Origin of the sequence: Paraburkholderia flava, assembly GCF_004359985.1 — a bacterium.
Taxonomy (GTDB): Bacteria; Pseudomonadota; Gammaproteobacteria; order Burkholderiales; family Burkholderiaceae; genus Paraburkholderia; species Paraburkholderia flava.
On record NZ_SMRO01000004.1, the window covers coordinates 388,717 to 404,855 of the forward strand.

Here is a 16,139-nt window from a genome sequence, read left to right on the forward strand (position 1 = left end):
GTGATGGCGTGGTACATACAGGCCGCCGGCACGGCGTCCCTCAGCGGGATATCGGCGCAGCTGCGCTGCGGATCGATAGGGGATATCCATGAGACGGCCATAGCGGATGCGGCACGCTACCGCCGATGCCCCACGGAGCCGACAGGATTCGTTTGTATAATCGTGCGTTTGCGTTCTGGCCGGCCACTTTATGCTTAGTTTTGCGCTCGGATTTATCGTTTCGCTGCTGGTCACGCTGCTGATCGTGCGCTACGCGCATCTGCACGAAAAGTTTTCGACCGACACCGATCTGGCCGGCGTGCAAAAATTCCACGCACGGCCGGTGCCGCGCATCGGCGGCATGGGGATACTTGTCGGCCTTGTCGTGTCGGCCGCGCAGTTGCATCACACCTATCCTGCTGTGTCCGGCGGCATTCTCGGCTTGATCGCGTGCGGCATGCCCGCGTTCGCGTCGGGTCTCGTGGAAGACCTGACGAAGCGCGTATCGCCGTTCGTGCGACTCGTCTGCACGATGGGCGCTGCGGCCCTCGCGTACTTCCTGCTCGGCATCGCGGTCACGCGCATCAGCGTGCCGCCGCTCGATTTTCTGCTCACGTATGCGGTCATTTCGTGCGCGGTGACCGTGCTCGCAGTCGCGGCGCTGGCGAACGCGATCAACATCATCGACGGCTTCAACGGGCTCGCATCGATGGTCGCGTTCATGATGTTCGCGTCGCTTGCGTACGTGGCCTTTCAGGTGTCCGATCCGATCGTGCTGTCCGCGTCGCTGATCATGATGGGCGCCGTGATGGGCTTCTTCATCTGGAACTTCCCCGCGGGGTTGATCTTTCTCGGCGACGGCGGCGCGTACTTCATCGGCTTCATGCTGGCCGAACTGTCGATCATGCTGGTGATGCGCAATCGCGACGTGTCGGCGTGGTACCCGGTGCTGCTGTTCATGTATCCGATCTTCGAGACGTGTTTCTCGATCTACCGGAAGAAGTTTATTCGCGGGATGTCGCCGGGTATTCCCGATGGCGTGCATTTGCACATGCTGGTTTATAAGCGGCTGATGCGCTGGGCTGTCGGGGTGCGGACCGCGCGCGAGCTGACGCGGCGTAATTCGCTGACGTCGCCTTATTTGTGGTTGCTATGTCTGGTCGCCGTGGTTCCGGCTACGCTGTTCTGGCGGCATACCGTGCATCTGTTCTGCTTTGTCGTTGTGTTTGCGGCGACTTATGTCTGGCTTTATGTGAGTATTGTGAGGTTTAAGTCGCCGAGGTGGTTGGTGGTGAGGAAGGGGCGGCGTTCGTAGGTCACAACGGATGTGGATCACGCGGATGACAGACGTGTTGCAAATGCAATCGACTGTAAACGTCGGTGACAACTTTTCAGTGAGCTAACGCTAGACTCGGTGCCACTGCATACGAGGCTCCACTGATGAACGCTACCCACGATATCCCGAAGACAACCACATCGGTCGTCTGGATGACGGGGCTGCCGGGCGCAGGCAAAACAACGCTTGCCAACGCGATGGCAGCGAGATTGCACGACGCCCATCGTCACGCGATCGTGCTGGATGGCGACACGCTACGGAAAGGGCTCTGCTCTGACCTCGGCTTCTCCGAAGCAGATCGAACCGAAAACGTGAGACGACTCGCACACGTCGCCCGGCTCTTCCAGCGGGAGGGTCACACGGTCGTGGTCGCGACAATCTCCCCGCTCGTACAACAGCGTCAACTTGCTCGCTCGATTATTGGGTCGGATTTTCTCGAGGTGTTTGTCGCAACGCCCCTTGCCACCTGTCGGCAGCGCGACCCGAAGGGAATGTACGCACAGGCCCAGCTAGGGCAATTGCCCGGCTTCACCGGCGTATCTGCTGATTACGAGCCGCCTGCCGGCGCCGATGTCACTATCGACACGTCGAATCAAGGGATCGACGAATGTGTGAATACGCTAATCGACGCACTCACACCGTCCCGTCGACAGCCGGTAGCCCAATAACGGGTTTCACTGAACCCGCGCGGCGGTTTCGACACTCTTCAATACCGGCGCAAGCATCGGTTGATATTCAGGTACCCAGCGACGCAGGTCGCGCCGCACTTCGGCGTCGCCCGGGACGCGGTGTTGCATCAGCCACGGCAGCAACTCGTCGAGCAGATTGTCCGGCACGCCGCGAGCCTGTGCGATCCGCAGTTTCGGGTGGGGCGTGCGCATCGTGGTTTCTTCGTCCGCGAGCAGTTCTTCGTACAGTTTCTCGCCCGGCCGCAGACCCGTGAATACGATCCGGATCTGTTCTTCGGTAAATCCATAAAGGCGAATCAGGTCTCTTGCGAGATCGACGATCTTGACCGGCTGCCCCATGTCGAGAATGAAAATCTCACCACCCTGCCCCATGCTCGACGCCTGCAACACAAGTTGCGACGCTTCCGGAATGGTCATGAAGAACCGCGTGATCTCGGGGTGCGTCACCGTCACGGGACCGCCCTTCGCGATCTGCTGCTGAAACTTCGGGATGACACTGCCGGCACTGCCGAGCACATTGCCGAAACGCACGGTTTCGAACTGTGTGGTCGTACTGGTTTGCTGCAGTGCCTGACATGCCATTTCGGCAAGACGCTTGCTCGCACCCATCACGTTGGTCGGATTGACCGCCTTGTCCGTGGAAATCAGCACGAAGTGCTTCACCTGATGACGGATCGCCGCACGCGCCACGCGATAGGTACCGAGCACGTTGTTGCGCACCGCCTGCCACGCGTTCTGCTCCTCCATCAACGGCACATGCTTGTAGGCTGCCGCATGAAACAGGATGTACGGCGTGTGGCGCGACAGCACCTGGTCGAGCAACAAGGAATCTTTCGCATCGCCAATCACCGGCACCACGGACATATTCGGGAAACGCTCGTGCAGTTCCTCGATGAGCCGGTACATCGCGAACTCGGACAGGTCATAGGCGATCAGTTGCGCCGGCTCGAAGCGCATGATCTGGCGACATAGTTCGGAGCCGATCGAGCCACCCGCGCCCGTGATCATCACGACGCGGTTGCGCAGCAGCGCCTCGACATGTGGCGTATCGATCTTGATTGGCTCGCGGCCGAGCAGGTCTTCGAGATCGATGTGCCGGACGCGAGAAAGGAACGCCTGACCCTGCGTGATCTCAGTGAGCGCCGGCAAGACCATCGCCTTGACGCCCGCACGCACGCAAAGCGTGGCGACGCGGCGCTGCGTCTCGACCGACGCCGACGGAATCGCGATGATCGCGTACTCCGTCTTCAGAGATTCGGCGAGCCGTGGCAGTTCGCTAATCGAGCCGAGCACCTTGTAGCCGTATATTTCGCGACCGTGTTTCGCGACATCGTCGTCGAGCAGCCCGACAAGCCGCCATTCGCTGGAACGCGACAGCTCGCGCGCGAGGCTCGCGCCTGCCGTCCCAGCACCGAGTACGACCACCGGCTTGCCTTTCGCGACGAGGCCGCCATACAGATAGAACTCCTTGGTTGCGCGGTAGAGCGCGCGCGAACCGCCCATTGCAAGGAACAGCAGCAGCGGCGAGACGATCAACACAGAGCGCGGAACGATGGGCATCGGCTGAACCATCGCTGACGCGACCATTGCGATCAGCGCGCCCGACATAATGGCCTTCGAGATGCGCATCAAATCGGGCAGGCTCGCGAACACCCACATTCCCCGGTACAAACCGAAGATGCGGAACATGACGGCGTAGGTCGGAAGTATCCACGCGAGCGAGTGCATCGCGCCGTGCCAGAATTCTTCCGGCACGGTTCCGTTGAAACGGATGATGTAGGCGGCCAGCCACGCGCCGGCGACTGCGCAGAGATCGAACAGGAATGCACTGAACGAAAGATACGTTGCTTTGGTTTTTAGCATCGACGCGAAACCTTCAAGATTGTCCAGATAGCGTCGCTTCGAAGCGACGCCACCGCAGGTCCACGAGTCTTCCCAGCACGCACAACACCGCGAGCCACCCGACGACGACACACCATTGCGCGGGAACAGGCCAGCCAAGAGCAACGACAGCAAGCATCATACCAAGCGCCATTACCGCGTACCAGACAAGCGCGGTTCCGGCATGGCCTATCCCGGAGCGCACCATACGTTGATAGTAGTGCTCGCGATGCGCTTGCCAGAATTTTTCGCCGCGCAACAGACGTCGGGCAAGCGTAATCGACGCATCGGTAATGAACGGCGAAAACGCCAGCACGGGAAACCAGACTGGCCACACGCCGCCGCGCCAGCCCCAGTAGCCAAGGGCGCCCGCGAGGAAGCCCAGAGAGATCGAGCCCGCATCGCCGAGAAACACGCGCGCCGGATGAAAATTGAAGAACAGGAAGCCGAGTGCTGCGCCGGCCACCGCCGCCGACGCAATGGCAAGTTCCGGCATCGGGCTCGTGCTGATGAGCGCAGCGATCGCGTAGCCGCCGAAACCGATCAGTGCCATGCCGCCGGCAAGGCCATCCGCCCCGTCCATGAAGTTGTAAAGATTGACCATCCAGATCATCAAAAATGCAAGGATCGCGAGCACCCAGAGCGGCGCCGCGGCAGGAAACAGCACCACGAAACCGACGGTCGCAATGAGATGCGCAAGAAACCGCGCGCGCGCAGGGAGGCCGCGCCGGTCGTCGACCTGCGACACCAGTGCCAGAAAAACGACCGCCAGCGCAGCCATTCGCAGGGTGGGTGTCAGAACTGCCATCGCAACTGCAACGGCCGGGATGATGCCCCATCCGCCCACCCGTGGGGTCGGCTGAACGTGCAGAGAACGATCGTTCGGGACATCCGTCGCGAGACGCCATGCAAGACCCGTTCGCAACAGCACGAGCAGGATCAGTCCGCTCGCGCAGCCGGCACCGGCTGCCACTGCCAGCACCCGATTCAGAATCCCCACAGAGACACCTTCAAACAACATTGACGATCCCGATCCTTAGTGTGTCGATCGATACCAGCGGGCCGTTGCAGCAAGCCCGTCCTGTATGGAAAACGGCGGCCGCCAGTCCAATGCGCGCTCGATGCGGCTGCCGTCTACCCGCAGACTGCCGACCAGCCGCTCGATCTGCGTAGTGCGGCCCGTCAGCTTTCCAGCCGCGCGCAGCCAGGTCGGCGGCACAGGCCACAGCCGCGCCGGCCGTTGCAGATGCATCGCCAGCGACCGTACCAATCCGGCTACAGTCGGATCGTCACCATCGCAAACGTGAAAACATTGGCGGGCCGCACGTGGGTCGGTCGCGCAATGCAGCAGCGCGTCCGCGAGGTTACCGACGTAGACGAGACTGCGGCGTGCATCGATCGAGGCGAGCGGCAACGGCACCCCCTTCCATACCGCGTCCATCAGCCGCAGAAAATTCGCCCGCACGCCTGGACCGTAAACAAGTGGCGGACGCACGATCACGATCTCCATCCCCGACTCTGCGCCGTAGCGCATCAGCGCCTGCTCAGCAGCCAGCTTCGAACGGCCATAAGCGTCGTGCGGCGCTGGCGGATCGACTTCCGTTACCGCGTGACCGGCGTCGCTTTCGGCGACCGCCTTGATACTGCTCACGAACACAAAGCGGCCTGCGCCGCGACGTGCGGCTGCCTGTGCAATCCTCAGCGTGCCGTCGACGTTGGTCTCGCGGAACGCCTCGTCGGCATTGCGGGCCCCGGCATCCATCACATGGACACGGGCAGCGAGATGCACAACGCAATCGGGCACGAAGGACGCGGGCCAGGTGCGTTCGACGTCGGAAAAATCGCGACTCGCATCAATCCACTTGTCGACACCGGCGATGCAACCTTCCGTCCGCCTGACCAATCCCGTCACTTGATGCCCCTCAGCGACCAGCAAATCGCATGCAGCCCGCCCGACGAAACCATTTGCACCCGTGACCAGCATTCGACTCATAGCCACTTCCAGCCGAAGCGGTTGAAAAACTTGTACGCCGACGAGACGAACATCCGGATATGCGCGCTTCCTTTACGTGCCGCGCCTCCGCCGTGATGCAGCGCGCGCACGAGCGGGACGTAGGCCACGCGCGTCACGTCGTGCGCGCGCAAGCTCAGGTCGTAGTCCTCGAAGTAGAGGAAGTAGCGCGCATCGAAGCCCGCGAGTGCTTTCAGCGCCTTCGTCCTGAACAGCATGAAGCAGCCGCTGATGATCGGTGGATCCCACACGATATCGCGCTCGTTGATCACGTCCTGCATCTCATAACGCGCGAGGCGTCGCGCGAATAGTCGACGGATGCCCGTCGGCAGGAAACCGCGCACAAACAGATCGACGAGTGTCGGAAACCGGCGACAGAGATACTGCAACTGCCCCGCATCGTCGCCGACGCGCGGCGCCAGCAACCCCGCTTCCGGATGCGCCTCCATGAAACCTGTCGCATTCACGAGCGCCTGCGGATCCAGCTCGATGTCGGGGTTCAACACCAGATGAAATGAGCTCACTGAGCGTTCGATCGCGAGATTGTGCCCTCGTCCGTAACCGACATTACCGTGTCCACTGAGCACCTCACACACAACACCCCGAGTACGTAAAATCTCGAGCAGTTCCGTGACATCCGGCAGACCGCCGTTGTCAACGACCGAGAGGTGAAGAGCAAAAGTGGGACGCACGGCACGGAGCGCGTCGCACGCGCCGACGATGCCTTGAAGCGTGCTTTGCAGCAATGCGAAATCCGGCCGATATACAACGATGGATATCGACAGTCCCTCGACCTCGGAACGCGGCTCGCGCATGGAATTCATAGATTGGAAACGGCGTGTCTTGTGGACGACACTTGATCGTTTTAGGGCCGCAGCAGTTCCGAAGTTTGCTCAAAATTCCGGTTTTCGGCAAGCCAGTTTGCTTTTTGTTACGGCTGACAAGGACCCCGTCGAGCGCAGCTGCGATACAACGCGAGAAAGGGCAAAAATTCAGTCACTTTCACGCGGTCGGGTTGTATGGCCTGGCGGGCGATAGTAAAGTAGCGCCGCCATACCGGTCGCGTTTAGCGCGGCCCGAACGCGGCGCAGATGCCGTTTCGGCGGGATGCAAGGCTCCCCCTTACCTTCCGTTACAGCTTGATCGAATCTCGCGACCACTTGCTGTCGACCTGGTGGCAGGCCTGCTTGACTTCTCCGCCTTTTTGGCAGGGGTACTTCTGTTTCTGCGCTCCAATGCCACAGGCCGTCCGCCGCATCGCAAAAACAGTCCGCAGACGAGCCAACGCCCGCTGCCAACCGGGCGAGAAGCAACGTGTTCACGCATGCTCCGACAACGCGTCCAATTTCGCGATAGCGCGAAGACGGATACGCCGCCGTATGTCGAACTGACAAGACCAACATGACTACACCATCAATCCCGCAGTCGCCACGGCAGCATCGCCTCAAATCGATCGATCTCAATAGCCCTCGTACGATTACGTGGGCCTGCATCTGCATACCCGTCCTGTTCGGTCTCTGGTCGGTCCTGCTTGGCCAGGACCGGAACTGGGACATGTTTAATTATCACCTTTACAACGCGTACGCATTCCTCAACGGGAAGCTCCACACCGACCTCGCGCCTGCGGGTATTCAGACGTATTTCAATCCGGTCCTCGACGTCGTTTACTTCGCTGCCAACGCAACGCTTCCTGCCCCACTCGTCGGATTTCTGCTGGGCTTCGTGCATGGATTGAACTTCGTCGCGATACTGTCCATCGCCCGCTCATCACTACCCGAGCTTCCCGAAGAAGATCGTCTTCGTGTTCCGTTGCTGCTCGCGCTCGCCGGTGTGCTCACTGCGAATTTCCTGTCGGGCCTTGGGAACAGCATGGGCGACGATACAACTGCGCTCTTCACGCTCAGTTCGCTCGCGCTTCTGCTCAAGCGCTGGCAAGAACTTGGAAGCCGTTCGTGGCGGAGCATTGCGATCCTCTTCGCGGCAGGTTTACTCGGAGGATTCGCGGTCGGACTGAAACTGACCAATGTCGTGTACGGCGCGGCCCTGTGCGTTGCGCTGCTGTTCTACCCCGGCACGCTCATTCACAGGATTCGCCTCGGCTTCGTGTATGGCATCGGGATCACGATGGGACTCGCGCTGACCAGCGGATACTGGATATGGACGATGTGGCATACGTTCGGCAATCCGCTGTTCCCGCAATTCAGTTCGCTGTTCCCTAATCCACTTACGCCGCCGGTCGGCATATCCGATCAATCGTGGCTGCCGCGTAGCGCGATGGAATGGATCTTCTGGCCGTTCGTCTTCTCGCTCGATTCAAAGCGTGTCGGGCAGGCAACGCTTCATCAGATGATCTGGCCCGTGGTGTACATGGCCTTTTTCGCGTGGGTTTTGATCGGTGCGTGGCGCCGCGTAACAAAACGGCACATTGCATCGATGCCTAAGCAAGCCGGGCTTGTGGTTGCTTTTGTCGCGCTCGGCTATTTGCTCTGGATGCGTGTCTTCAGCATCTATCGCTACATCGTACCAATCGAGACGCTGGCACCCCTGGTGCTATATGTTCTGCTGACGGCCATGATGTCGTACACGCGAGCGCGCCGGCTCTCAGTCTGTATCTTGTCCGCGTGCACGCTGCTCGTCGTAGCCGGAGGAGTTCAGACGTGGGGACATGAGAAGTGGGCACGGCAGGCATTTCGCGCAGACACGCCCCATCTCGACGAGCCGTCGAAAACAACAGGGATTCTCGTCGGGGGGGATCCTCCGTGGGGATGGCTCACGACCTTCTTCCCTTCCACAGTCGCGTTCGCACAGATAGAAGCCAACTTCCCGGACACGCCGTCATTTGAGGCGCGATTGCACGAGATCGTCAGACAGCGCGGCGGCCCGACGTTTGCGATACTCGACGGCAAATACAACTGGCGCATCGACAACGTGGCGAGCATGAACAGGATCGTCGACGTGCTTGGCCTGACGTCGATGAAAAGCGGCTGCGATGCCATCGAACGGACTGTGGATCGCCTCCACCTCCATGCGAGCGTCGTTCGTCCGACAGCACCTGTCGATGGCCGGTATTGCCGCCTCGATCTGCGAGCCGACGACGTCAAGGACACGACCGCCGGGAACCGGCAGGCCGTAGAAGCAGCGACGCCTTTACTCTCGAAGCACGGATTCGATATCGACCCGCAATCGTGCAAACTCTATTTCGCGCATATCGGCCAGGGGACGTTCCCGTATCAATGGTGCCGGCTACACCCCCGATGAGCGATGCGAGCGAGCCCCCGCCGTACGCAAACCGGCCATCTTCGGCCTCACTAAATTACGGCACATTACAGACGGGGGAATCGCGACCATAGGCAATTGCTTTCTAAAAACACGGACTGAATAGGCGGCATTCAGGCAAAAAAGCGCGATATGCGGAATCTAATCGGCGGACCCACCGAGACCAATATATAGAGCGAAACGCAATTTACATTATTGAATATTACAGAGCGCTTGGGGCTGCACTGCAATCAGTAAAATTCGCCGCCATACTTTCGGCGAGGTGGGTATGACATGTCGTGCATGTTCACCGTTGACCAGTGCAAAAAAAGCCCATGGAATCCCCCACAAAATTGGCAGAGCCAGATAAAAGCGTCCTCATCGTCGTGTTGGGCATGCACCGCAGCGGCACGAGTGCCATTACCCGAGCCATGGAGGTCATGGGCGCGGAATTCGGCGACAACCTGATGCCACCGGTGCCCGGTGTGAATGACAAAGGCTTCTTTGAGGATCTGGATGTCTATTCGTTGAATGTCGACGTCATGTCCGCGGCCGGCACTGACTGGCACAGCCTCGCGCCGATCGAACTCGAGAAAATCGAAAAACCGCAACTCGATGCGCTGCAAACCCGCGCAATCGAAATACTTCGCGGTAAATGTCGAGGCCGTATTTTCGCGCTCAAAGATCCACGCATCACCCGACTCCTTCCATTCTGGCAACCGGTATTCGACAGAATTGCCGTGCGCGTCGTTTATGTGGTCACCATTCGCAATCCGATCAGTGTCGCGCTGTCGCTTGAAAAACGGGATCACTTCGCCCGGGAGAAGTCTTTCCTGTTATGGCTCGCGCATATGGTCCCTGCGCTCGCCGCGACGAACGACTCGCAGCGAGCTCTGGTCGACTACGACCGCGTAATGGCATCCCCTCGCAGCGAACTCGAGCGCATTTCGCAACTGCTCGAGTTGCCTATCGATGCACAGCGGTTCAGTGATTTTCAGAGCGAATTCCTCGACAGCCAACTGCAGCATTCGCGCTTCGAAGCGGGTGATCTCGACGTCGTGCGTTCAGCACCACGGCAGGTAAGCAGTCTCTTCCAGGCCATGCAAACGACCGCGTCGGTCGTCGACGAAATGCACGCGCCGATTCCGGAAATGGTACTCGCCGAGTCGCAGCGTTTTCTCGACGACCTCGAGCCCATCCTGCGACACGAGTGGCGCCTCGAGCAGCAGCACTCGCAATTGAGCACGGAAACCGCCGGCTACAGACAGCGTGTCGAGGAACTACAGCACGCTCTGCACGAAAGCGAGGCCCAGACCCGCGAGTCGCTCGATACCACGACCCGCCTTTACGCTCAGGCAGAGCAGTTGCATGTCGAGATCCGGCAATGCAGGGAAACGATTGGATCGATGGCTGACCGGATGCAATCGATCCAGAACGATGCGGTTGCCGCTCATAACGCGCTGGAGCAGGCAACTCATATCGTATCGGCCATGCAGCGCTCAACGTCCTGGCGACTCACCGCGCCGCTTCGCGCGGCGCGAAAACTCATCTCCTCCGGCCGTAAATACTGACGGCAACACATGGGGAACGAAGGTTCCCCTATCGAATTCCGCTAAAATCGCTCACTGCGTCGACTTCTGCACGCCATATACGAGTGATCTATGAATCTCATCCCAGTCATCATCTGCGGGGGTGCAGGCACACGCCTGTGGCCCGTTTCCCGAGAGACCTTTCCGAAGCCGCTGCTGAGACTCGCCGATGGGGAAAGTCTTTTGCAGAAGACTTTTCTGCGGGCATCGCGACTCGCCGGCGTGAGGGAAATCATCATCGTCACCAATCGCGAAACCTATTTCCTGACCAAGGACGAGTGCGCGGAAATCGGCGCCGAACCGCCCTCTCTCGGCTTCGTGCTGGAGCCCGTCGCGCGCAATACCGCAGCAGCGATCGGTGTCGCGGCGGAAGTCATCAGGGACCGGCACGGTAGCGATGCGCTCATGCTCGTCATGCCTGCGGACCAGTTAGTGCAGGACGAGGGGGCATTCTGGAGTGCAGTCGAACAGGCACTCGAAGCCGCGCAACAGGGCCGCATCGTCACCTTCGGAATCCGCCCCGACAAACCCGAGACCGGCTACGGCTACATCGAATACAACGAAGGCACGAGTGATGCGCCGGGCGTCCATCCCGTCGTTCGCTTTGTCGAAAAACCCGAACTCGACGTTGCGCAACAGCTCGTCGCAGACGGCCGGCATCTCTGGAACGCCGGCATGTTCTGCTTCTCCGCGGAGACGATCCTGGCCGAGCTTGGGGTTCATGCACCCGGCGTGGCAGAGCCCGTCGCCGAGGCCGTTCGAAGCGCAACGCAAAGCACGTCGGACAATTCATTCGTCCTCGAGCTGAACGCAGCGCAATTCCGCAACGCCGAAAACATCTCGATCGATTATGCCGTAATGGAACGGTCGAGTATCGTCAGTGTCGTCCCGTGCGAAATCGGCTGGAACGACATCGGCTCATGGCTATCGATCAGCGACCTGACACCGGCCGACGAACACGGCAACAGGGTGCATGGCAGCGCCGAACTGTATGACGCGCACAATTGCTTCGTGCGCAGCGACGAGCGCCTCGTCGGCATGGTCGGCGTCAACGATGTCATGGTAGTCGACACCCCCGATGCACTCCTCGTCGTCGCGCGCGACCGTACGCAGGACGTCAAACACATTGTCGGCAACCTGAAGCGCGCGAACCACGATGCCTATCGCCTGCACCGCACGGTGCATCGCCCGTGGGGAACCTACACGGTCCTCGAGGAAGGCGATCGCTTCAAGATCAAGCGAATCGTCGTGAAGCCAGGCGCTTCGCTATCACTGCAACTGCATCATCACCGCAGTGAACACTGGATCGTGGTGCGCGGATGCGCGGAGATCGTAAACGGCGATCAGATCATCTCGCTGCAGCCGAACGAATCCACATACATCCCTGCCGGGCACAAGCATCGCCTGGTGAACCCGGGTGTCGTGGATCTCATCCTGATCGAAGTGCAATGCGGCGAGTATCTCGGTGAAGACGACATCGTGCGGTTCGAGGATATCTACGGCCGGGCTGGTCAGGGCTCCATTGCTGTTAAGTGAACACTGGTAGCACGCAAATTCGTCACATCACACCCCGACCGAAAAGCGAAACCAGACAGGCGTGCCGCACTGCATAACAGTACGGCACGCCTGTCCGTTGCTATTTCACACGCGCCTTGCAATCGCCGCATTCCACCTGTGTAACGATGCGCTCACCCGGCGAAGGCGTAAGCGTGACCGCGGTAAGTTGATTGCCCCACACGCAGCCGGAATCGAGCCCGACGAGATTGTCGCGAATCGTCAGCCCCAGTGCAGCCCAATGACCGAACACCACGGTGATGCCGGACGTCTTGCGCTCAGGCACGTCGAACCATGGCATGTAACCCGGTGGCGCGGAATCCCGGCCGCCGCTCGATGTGAAATCCATCGTCCCACGCGTATCGCAGAAGCGCATCCGCGTCAGCGCGCTGCACGTGATGCGCAGTCGATCAATGCCTTTGAGATCCGGGGCCCAGCGATTCGGCTCGTTTCCGTACAACCCCGCCAGTGTTTCCTTCCAGTCTGCGCTACGCAACGCGCGCTGGAGTTCATCGGCAAGCTCCAGCGTCAGATCGACATCCCATTGCGGCAGCACGCCGGCGTGCACCAGCAGCATCCCACTCTCGAAATGCGCGATGGGCCGATGCCGCACCCAGTGCAGCAGCTCTTCGGCGTCGGGGGCCGCGAGAATTTCGTCGATCGTGTCGCCCTTCTTCGCGCGGCGAATGCCAGCGGACACCGATAGCAGATGCAGATCGTGATTGCCCAGCACTGTCACCGCGCGGTCACCGAGCTTGATGACGTCGCGCAGCGTCTCGAGCGATTCAGCGCCACGATTAATAATGTCGCCGGCAAACCACAGCGGTGTGCCCGGGGCCGGTGCAGCTTTCGCAAGAAGTTGTTGAAACGAGGCGCGGCACCCCTGAAGATCTCCAAAGGCAAGCGGGACATGCGGGTCGCGGAGGACATTTGAGGCGGTCATGGAGTTCGCGGCGGAGGGTCGGATGTGTCGTTAAGCAGACGTCGGTTTGTAGCGACGTTACCACACGCGCTGCGGCGCGACATCGCCGCGACAGAAAAGGGCGGCGAAGCGCGTTGAAGCACGCGGGATGATCATCGTTTCGACACTCAAGCATGTGCGCGCATCACTCACGACGCGGATGTGCAAAGGGATTTACCCGGCGTATCAAGATGTTAGGAAGGTGGCTTTCCCCCAATGGGGCCGTATAATTACGGCGTCGGGAAAAGGGCGTCCGATCGCACGGCCCATGATCGCCGGTGCATATCCGCTCATCGTCCGAACAGCTTTTGCGAAATGCTTTCAACGTCAAACGCGGCCATTCGCGCTTGACTCATCCTGAACATCCAAAAGGAATTCCATGATCCTGGTAACGGGCGGCGCTGGTTTTATCGGCGCTAACTTCGTGCTTGACTGGCTGCGGCAATCGGACGAGACGGTCCTGAACGTCGACAAGCTCACCTATGCAGGCAACCTTGGCACGCTCAAGTCGCTGCAGGGCAACGCGAAGCATGTGTTCGCGCGGATCGACATCTGCGACCGGACAGCGCTCGATTCACTGTTCGCGGAACACAAGCCGCGAGCGGTACTGCATTTCGCCGCAGAAAGCCACGTCGACCGCTCCATTCATGGCCCCGCCGATTTTGTCCAGACGAATGTCGTAGGTACCTTCACGCTGCTCGAGGCTGTGCGCAGCTACTGGAGCGCATTGAACGACGTCGACAGGGCCGCCTTTCGCTTTCTGCACGTGTCGACGGACGAAGTGTTCGGTTCGCTCGGCGCTAGCGACCCGCAGTTCTCCGAAACCACGCCCTATGCACCGAACAGCCCGTATTCCGCGACAAAGGCGGGATCCGACCATCTCGTGCGCGCATACCATCACACCTATGGCCTGCCCACGCTGACCACCAACTGCTCGAACAACTACGGCCCGTATCAGTTTCCCGAGAAGCTTATCCCGCTCATGATCGCCAACGCACTCGGCGGCAAGCCATTGCCCGTCTACGGCGACGGTCAGAATGTGCGCGACTGGCTGTATGTCGGCGACCACTGCAGCGCGATCCGCGAAGTGCTCGCGCGCGGTATGCCCGGCGAAACCTACAACATCGGCGGCTGGAACGAGAAGAAGAATCTCGACGTCGTCCATACGCTATGCGATCTCCTCGACGAACTGCGGCCCAGAGCGGCCGGTTCCTATCGCGACCAGATCACTTATGTGACGGACCGCCCGGGTCACGACAGGCGCTATGCAATCGATGCGCGCAAACTCGAGCGCGAGCTTGGCTGGAAGCCGGCGGAAACGTTCGAGACCGGTCTCGCGAAGACGGTGCGTTGGTATCTCGACAGTCAGGAATGGGTGGACGAAGTCGCCTCCGGTGAATACCGGAAGTGGGTCGAAACGAATTACGCTCAACGCACGTAAGGACGAGGCCATGGCACGCAAGGGCATCATTCTTGCCGGCGGTTCCGGCACACGGCTTTATCCGATCACACACGTCGTATCCAAGCAGTTGTTGCCGGTCTACGACAAGCCGATGATCTACTACCCGCTGTCCACGCTGATGGTGGCGAACATTCGCGACGTGCTGATCATCTCGACCCCGCAGGACACGCCACGTTTCGAGTCGATGCTCGGCGACGGCAGTCAGTGGGGAATGAACATCCAGTACGAGGTTCAACCGTCGCCAGATGGGCTCGCGCAGGCGTTCATCATCGGCCGGCACTTCGTCGGCAATGATCCTTCCGCGCTGATCCTCGGCGACAACATTTTCTACGGCCACGACCTCGCGAAGCAGCTCGAGCGTGCCCACGCGCAGGAAGCCGGGGCAACCGTATTCGCGTATCACGTGCACGATCCGGAGCGTTACGGCGTGGTCGAATTCGACCGGTCGTTTCGTGCGGTGTCGATCGAAGAAAAGCCGGCCAAACCGCGGTCCAACTACGCGGTGACGGGTCTCTACTTCTACGACAACCAGGTGTGCGACATCGCGGCCGATATCAAACCGTCGGCGCGCGGTGAACTCGAAATCACCGACGTGAATTCGATGTACCTGAAACAGGGCAGCCTGAACGTCGAGATCATGGGCCGCGGCTATGCGTGGCTCGATACGGGTACCCACGACTCGCTGATCGAAGCGGCAACGTTCATCGCGACGCTGCAGAAGCGGCAGGGACTCGTGGTCGCGTGTCCTGAAGAAATTGCCTACCGGCGCCACTGGATCGACGCACAGCAACTGGAGAAACTGGCTGCACCGCTCGCGAAGAACGGTTACGGCCAGTACCTCAAGAATCTCATTACGGATCAAGTGGCATGGCCATCCAGGTAACCTCTACAGCACTCCCCGAAGTCAAGCTCATCGAGCCGAAAGTGTTCGGCGACGCGCGCGGCTTCTTCTTCGAGAGCTTCAACGGGCGCGAATTCGCCGAGCTCGTCGAGCCGCACGCAGTGTTCGTTCAGGACAATCATTCGCGTTCGGCCAAAGGTGTACTGCGCGGGCTGCATTACCAGATCCAGCACGCCCAGGGCAAACTCGTGCGCGTGGTGGAAGGTGAGGTGTTCGACGTTGCGGTCGACGTCCGCAAGCATTCGCCCAACTTCGGCAAGTGGGTCGGCGTGCATCTCTCGGCAGAAAACAAGCGGCAACTCTGGGTTCCCGAAGGCTTCGCGCACGGCTTCGTCGTGCTGAGCGACTCCGCGGAATTTCTATACAAGACCACCGACTACTGGTACCCCGAGTTCGAGCGCAGCATCGTCTGGAACGATCCGGAAATCGGCATCGAGTGGCCGATCGAGGGCGAGCCGCTCGTCGCGGCCAAGGACGCCGCGGGCAAGCGCCTGAGCGAAGCCGAAGTTTTTGCCTGAGGT

The 16,139-nt window shown here is 60.2% G+C and carries 13 protein-coding genes; 8 read left to right on the top strand and 5 right to left on the bottom strand.

What is annotated here, in order from left to right; all coding sequences use genetic code 11:
- Window positions 1–190 precede the first annotated feature (190 nt).
- Entirely contained in the window at window positions 191–1,294 is a 1,104-nt protein-coding gene (locus E1748_RS29775) for an MraY family glycosyltransferase (RefSeq protein WP_133650893.1), read from the top strand.
- A 125-nt stretch (window positions 1,295–1,419) separates the two neighbouring features.
- Window positions 1,420–1,983, top strand: a complete 564-nt coding sequence (gene cysC / locus E1748_RS29780; RefSeq protein ID WP_133650894.1) for an adenylyl-sulfate kinase — start codon at window positions 1,420–1,422, stop codon at window positions 1,981–1,983.
- Between the two features lie 6 nt (window positions 1,984–1,989).
- Here cysC and E1748_RS29785 read toward each other — a convergent pair whose 3' ends face one another.
- The 4 genes from E1748_RS29785 to E1748_RS29800 are packed head-to-tail and all read right to left on the bottom strand — an operon-like array spanning window position 1,990 to window position 6,720.
- Complete coding sequence (locus E1748_RS29785; protein WP_133650895.1) at window positions 1,990–3,867, bottom strand: polysaccharide biosynthesis protein; 1,878 nt, start codon at window positions 3,865–3,867, stop codon at window positions 1,990–1,992.
- A gap of 13 nt (window positions 3,868–3,880) precedes the next feature.
- On the bottom strand, window positions 3,881–4,906 hold the full coding sequence (locus E1748_RS29790) for an MraY family glycosyltransferase (protein WP_133650896.1): 1,026 nt from the start codon (window positions 4,904–4,906) through the stop codon (window positions 3,881–3,883).
- 15 nt (window positions 4,907–4,921) lie between these two features.
- Window positions 4,922–5,878 (bottom strand): NAD-dependent epimerase/dehydratase family protein, encoded by a 957-nt coding sequence (locus E1748_RS29795; RefSeq protein ID WP_133650897.1) that lies wholly within the window; start codon window positions 5,876–5,878, stop codon window positions 4,922–4,924.
- A complete protein-coding gene (locus E1748_RS29800) occupies window positions 5,875–6,720 on the bottom strand; it encodes a glycosyltransferase family protein (protein WP_133650898.1) in 846 nt (281 codons plus the stop codon). The genes E1748_RS29795 and E1748_RS29800 overlap by 4 nt, the downstream gene beginning before the upstream one ends.
- A 730-nt stretch (window positions 6,721–7,450) precedes the next feature.
- On the opposite strand from E1748_RS29800, the gene E1748_RS29805 reads away from it, so the two are divergent.
- From E1748_RS29805 to E1748_RS29815, 3 genes are all read left to right on the top strand, one after another.
- Window positions 7,451–9,154: a hypothetical protein gene (locus tag E1748_RS29805; protein ID WP_240766857.1), complete on the top strand. Its 1,704-nt coding sequence runs from the start codon at window positions 7,451–7,453 to the stop codon at window positions 9,152–9,154.
- Between the two features lie 332 nt (window positions 9,155–9,486).
- The gene (locus tag E1748_RS29810; protein WP_133650900.1) at window positions 9,487–10,722 is read left to right on the top strand and encodes a sulfotransferase family protein; all 1,236 of its coding nucleotides are present in this window, start codon (window positions 9,487–9,489) and stop codon (window positions 10,720–10,722) included.
- Window positions 10,723–10,812: 90 nt separating this feature from the next.
- Window positions 10,813–12,276 carry a mannose-1-phosphate guanylyltransferase/mannose-6-phosphate isomerase gene (locus tag E1748_RS29815; RefSeq protein WP_133650901.1) on the top strand — a complete coding sequence of 488 codons (1,464 nt, stop codon included), beginning with the start codon at window positions 10,813–10,815 and terminating at the stop codon, window positions 12,274–12,276.
- Window positions 12,277–12,376: 100 nt separating this feature from the next.
- On the opposite strand, the gene E1748_RS29820 is transcribed toward E1748_RS29815, so the two are convergent.
- The gene (locus E1748_RS29820) at window positions 12,377–13,237 is read right to left on the bottom strand and encodes a symmetrical bis(5'-nucleosyl)-tetraphosphatase (RefSeq protein ID WP_133650902.1); all 861 of its coding nucleotides are present in this window, start codon (window positions 13,235–13,237) and stop codon (window positions 12,377–12,379) included.
- Between the two features lie 397 nt (window positions 13,238–13,634).
- On the opposite strand from E1748_RS29820, the gene rfbB reads away from it, so the two are divergent.
- Genes rfbB through rfbC form a run of 3 tightly spaced genes read left to right on the top strand, consistent with a single transcriptional unit; the run spans window position 13,635 to window position 16,136 of the window.
- Window positions 13,635–14,696: a dTDP-glucose 4,6-dehydratase gene (gene rfbB / locus E1748_RS29825; RefSeq protein ID WP_133650903.1), complete on the top strand. Its 1,062-nt coding sequence runs from the start codon at window positions 13,635–13,637 to the stop codon at window positions 14,694–14,696.
- Window positions 14,697–14,706: 10 nt separating this feature from the next.
- The gene (gene rfbA, locus E1748_RS29830) at window positions 14,707–15,600 is read left to right on the top strand and encodes a glucose-1-phosphate thymidylyltransferase RfbA (protein ID WP_133650904.1); all 894 of its coding nucleotides are present in this window, start codon (window positions 14,707–14,709) and stop codon (window positions 15,598–15,600) included.
- Window positions 15,585–16,136 (top strand): dTDP-4-dehydrorhamnose 3,5-epimerase, encoded by a 552-nt coding sequence (rfbC, locus tag E1748_RS29835; protein WP_133650905.1) that lies wholly within the window; start codon window positions 15,585–15,587, stop codon window positions 16,134–16,136. The genes rfbA and rfbC overlap by 16 nt, the downstream gene beginning before the upstream one ends.
- The last annotated feature ends 3 nt before the right edge of the window (window positions 16,137–16,139 follow it).

Coding starts and splice junctions, on each gene's coding strand:
- E1748_RS29800 (WP_133650898.1), bottom strand. CDS start 6,720: ATGAATTCCATGCGCGAGCCGCGTTCCGAGGTCGAGGGACTGTCGATA.
- cysC (WP_133650894.1), top strand. CDS start 1,420: ATGAACGCTACCCACGATATCCCGAAGACAACCACATCGGTCGTCTGG.
- E1748_RS29785 (WP_133650895.1), bottom strand. CDS start 3,867: ATGCTAAAAACCAAAGCAACGTATCTTTCGTTCAGTGCATTCCTGTTC.
- E1748_RS29820 (WP_133650902.1), bottom strand. CDS start 13,237: ATGACCGCCTCAAATGTCCTCCGCGACCCGCATGTCCCGCTTGCCTTT.
- E1748_RS29810 (WP_133650900.1), top strand. CDS start 9,487: ATGGAATCCCCCACAAAATTGGCAGAGCCAGATAAAAGCGTCCTCATC.
- E1748_RS29805 (WP_240766857.1), top strand. CDS start 7,451: ATGTTTAATTATCACCTTTACAACGCGTACGCATTCCTCAACGGGAAG.
- E1748_RS29815 (WP_133650901.1), top strand. CDS start 10,813: ATGAATCTCATCCCAGTCATCATCTGCGGGGGTGCAGGCACACGCCTG.
- E1748_RS29775 (WP_133650893.1), top strand. CDS start 191: ATGCTTAGTTTTGCGCTCGGATTTATCGTTTCGCTGCTGGTCACGCTG.
- E1748_RS29795 (WP_133650897.1), bottom strand. CDS start 5,878: ATGAGTCGAATGCTGGTCACGGGTGCAAATGGTTTCGTCGGGCGGGCT.
- rfbC (WP_133650905.1), top strand. CDS start 15,585: ATGGCCATCCAGGTAACCTCTACAGCACTCCCCGAAGTCAAGCTCATC.
- E1748_RS29790 (WP_133650896.1), bottom strand. CDS start 4,906: ATGTTGTTTGAAGGTGTCTCTGTGGGGATTCTGAATCGGGTGCTGGCA.
- rfbA (WP_133650904.1), top strand. CDS start 14,707: ATGGCACGCAAGGGCATCATTCTTGCCGGCGGTTCCGGCACACGGCTT.
- rfbB (WP_133650903.1), top strand. CDS start 13,635: ATGATCCTGGTAACGGGCGGCGCTGGTTTTATCGGCGCTAACTTCGTG.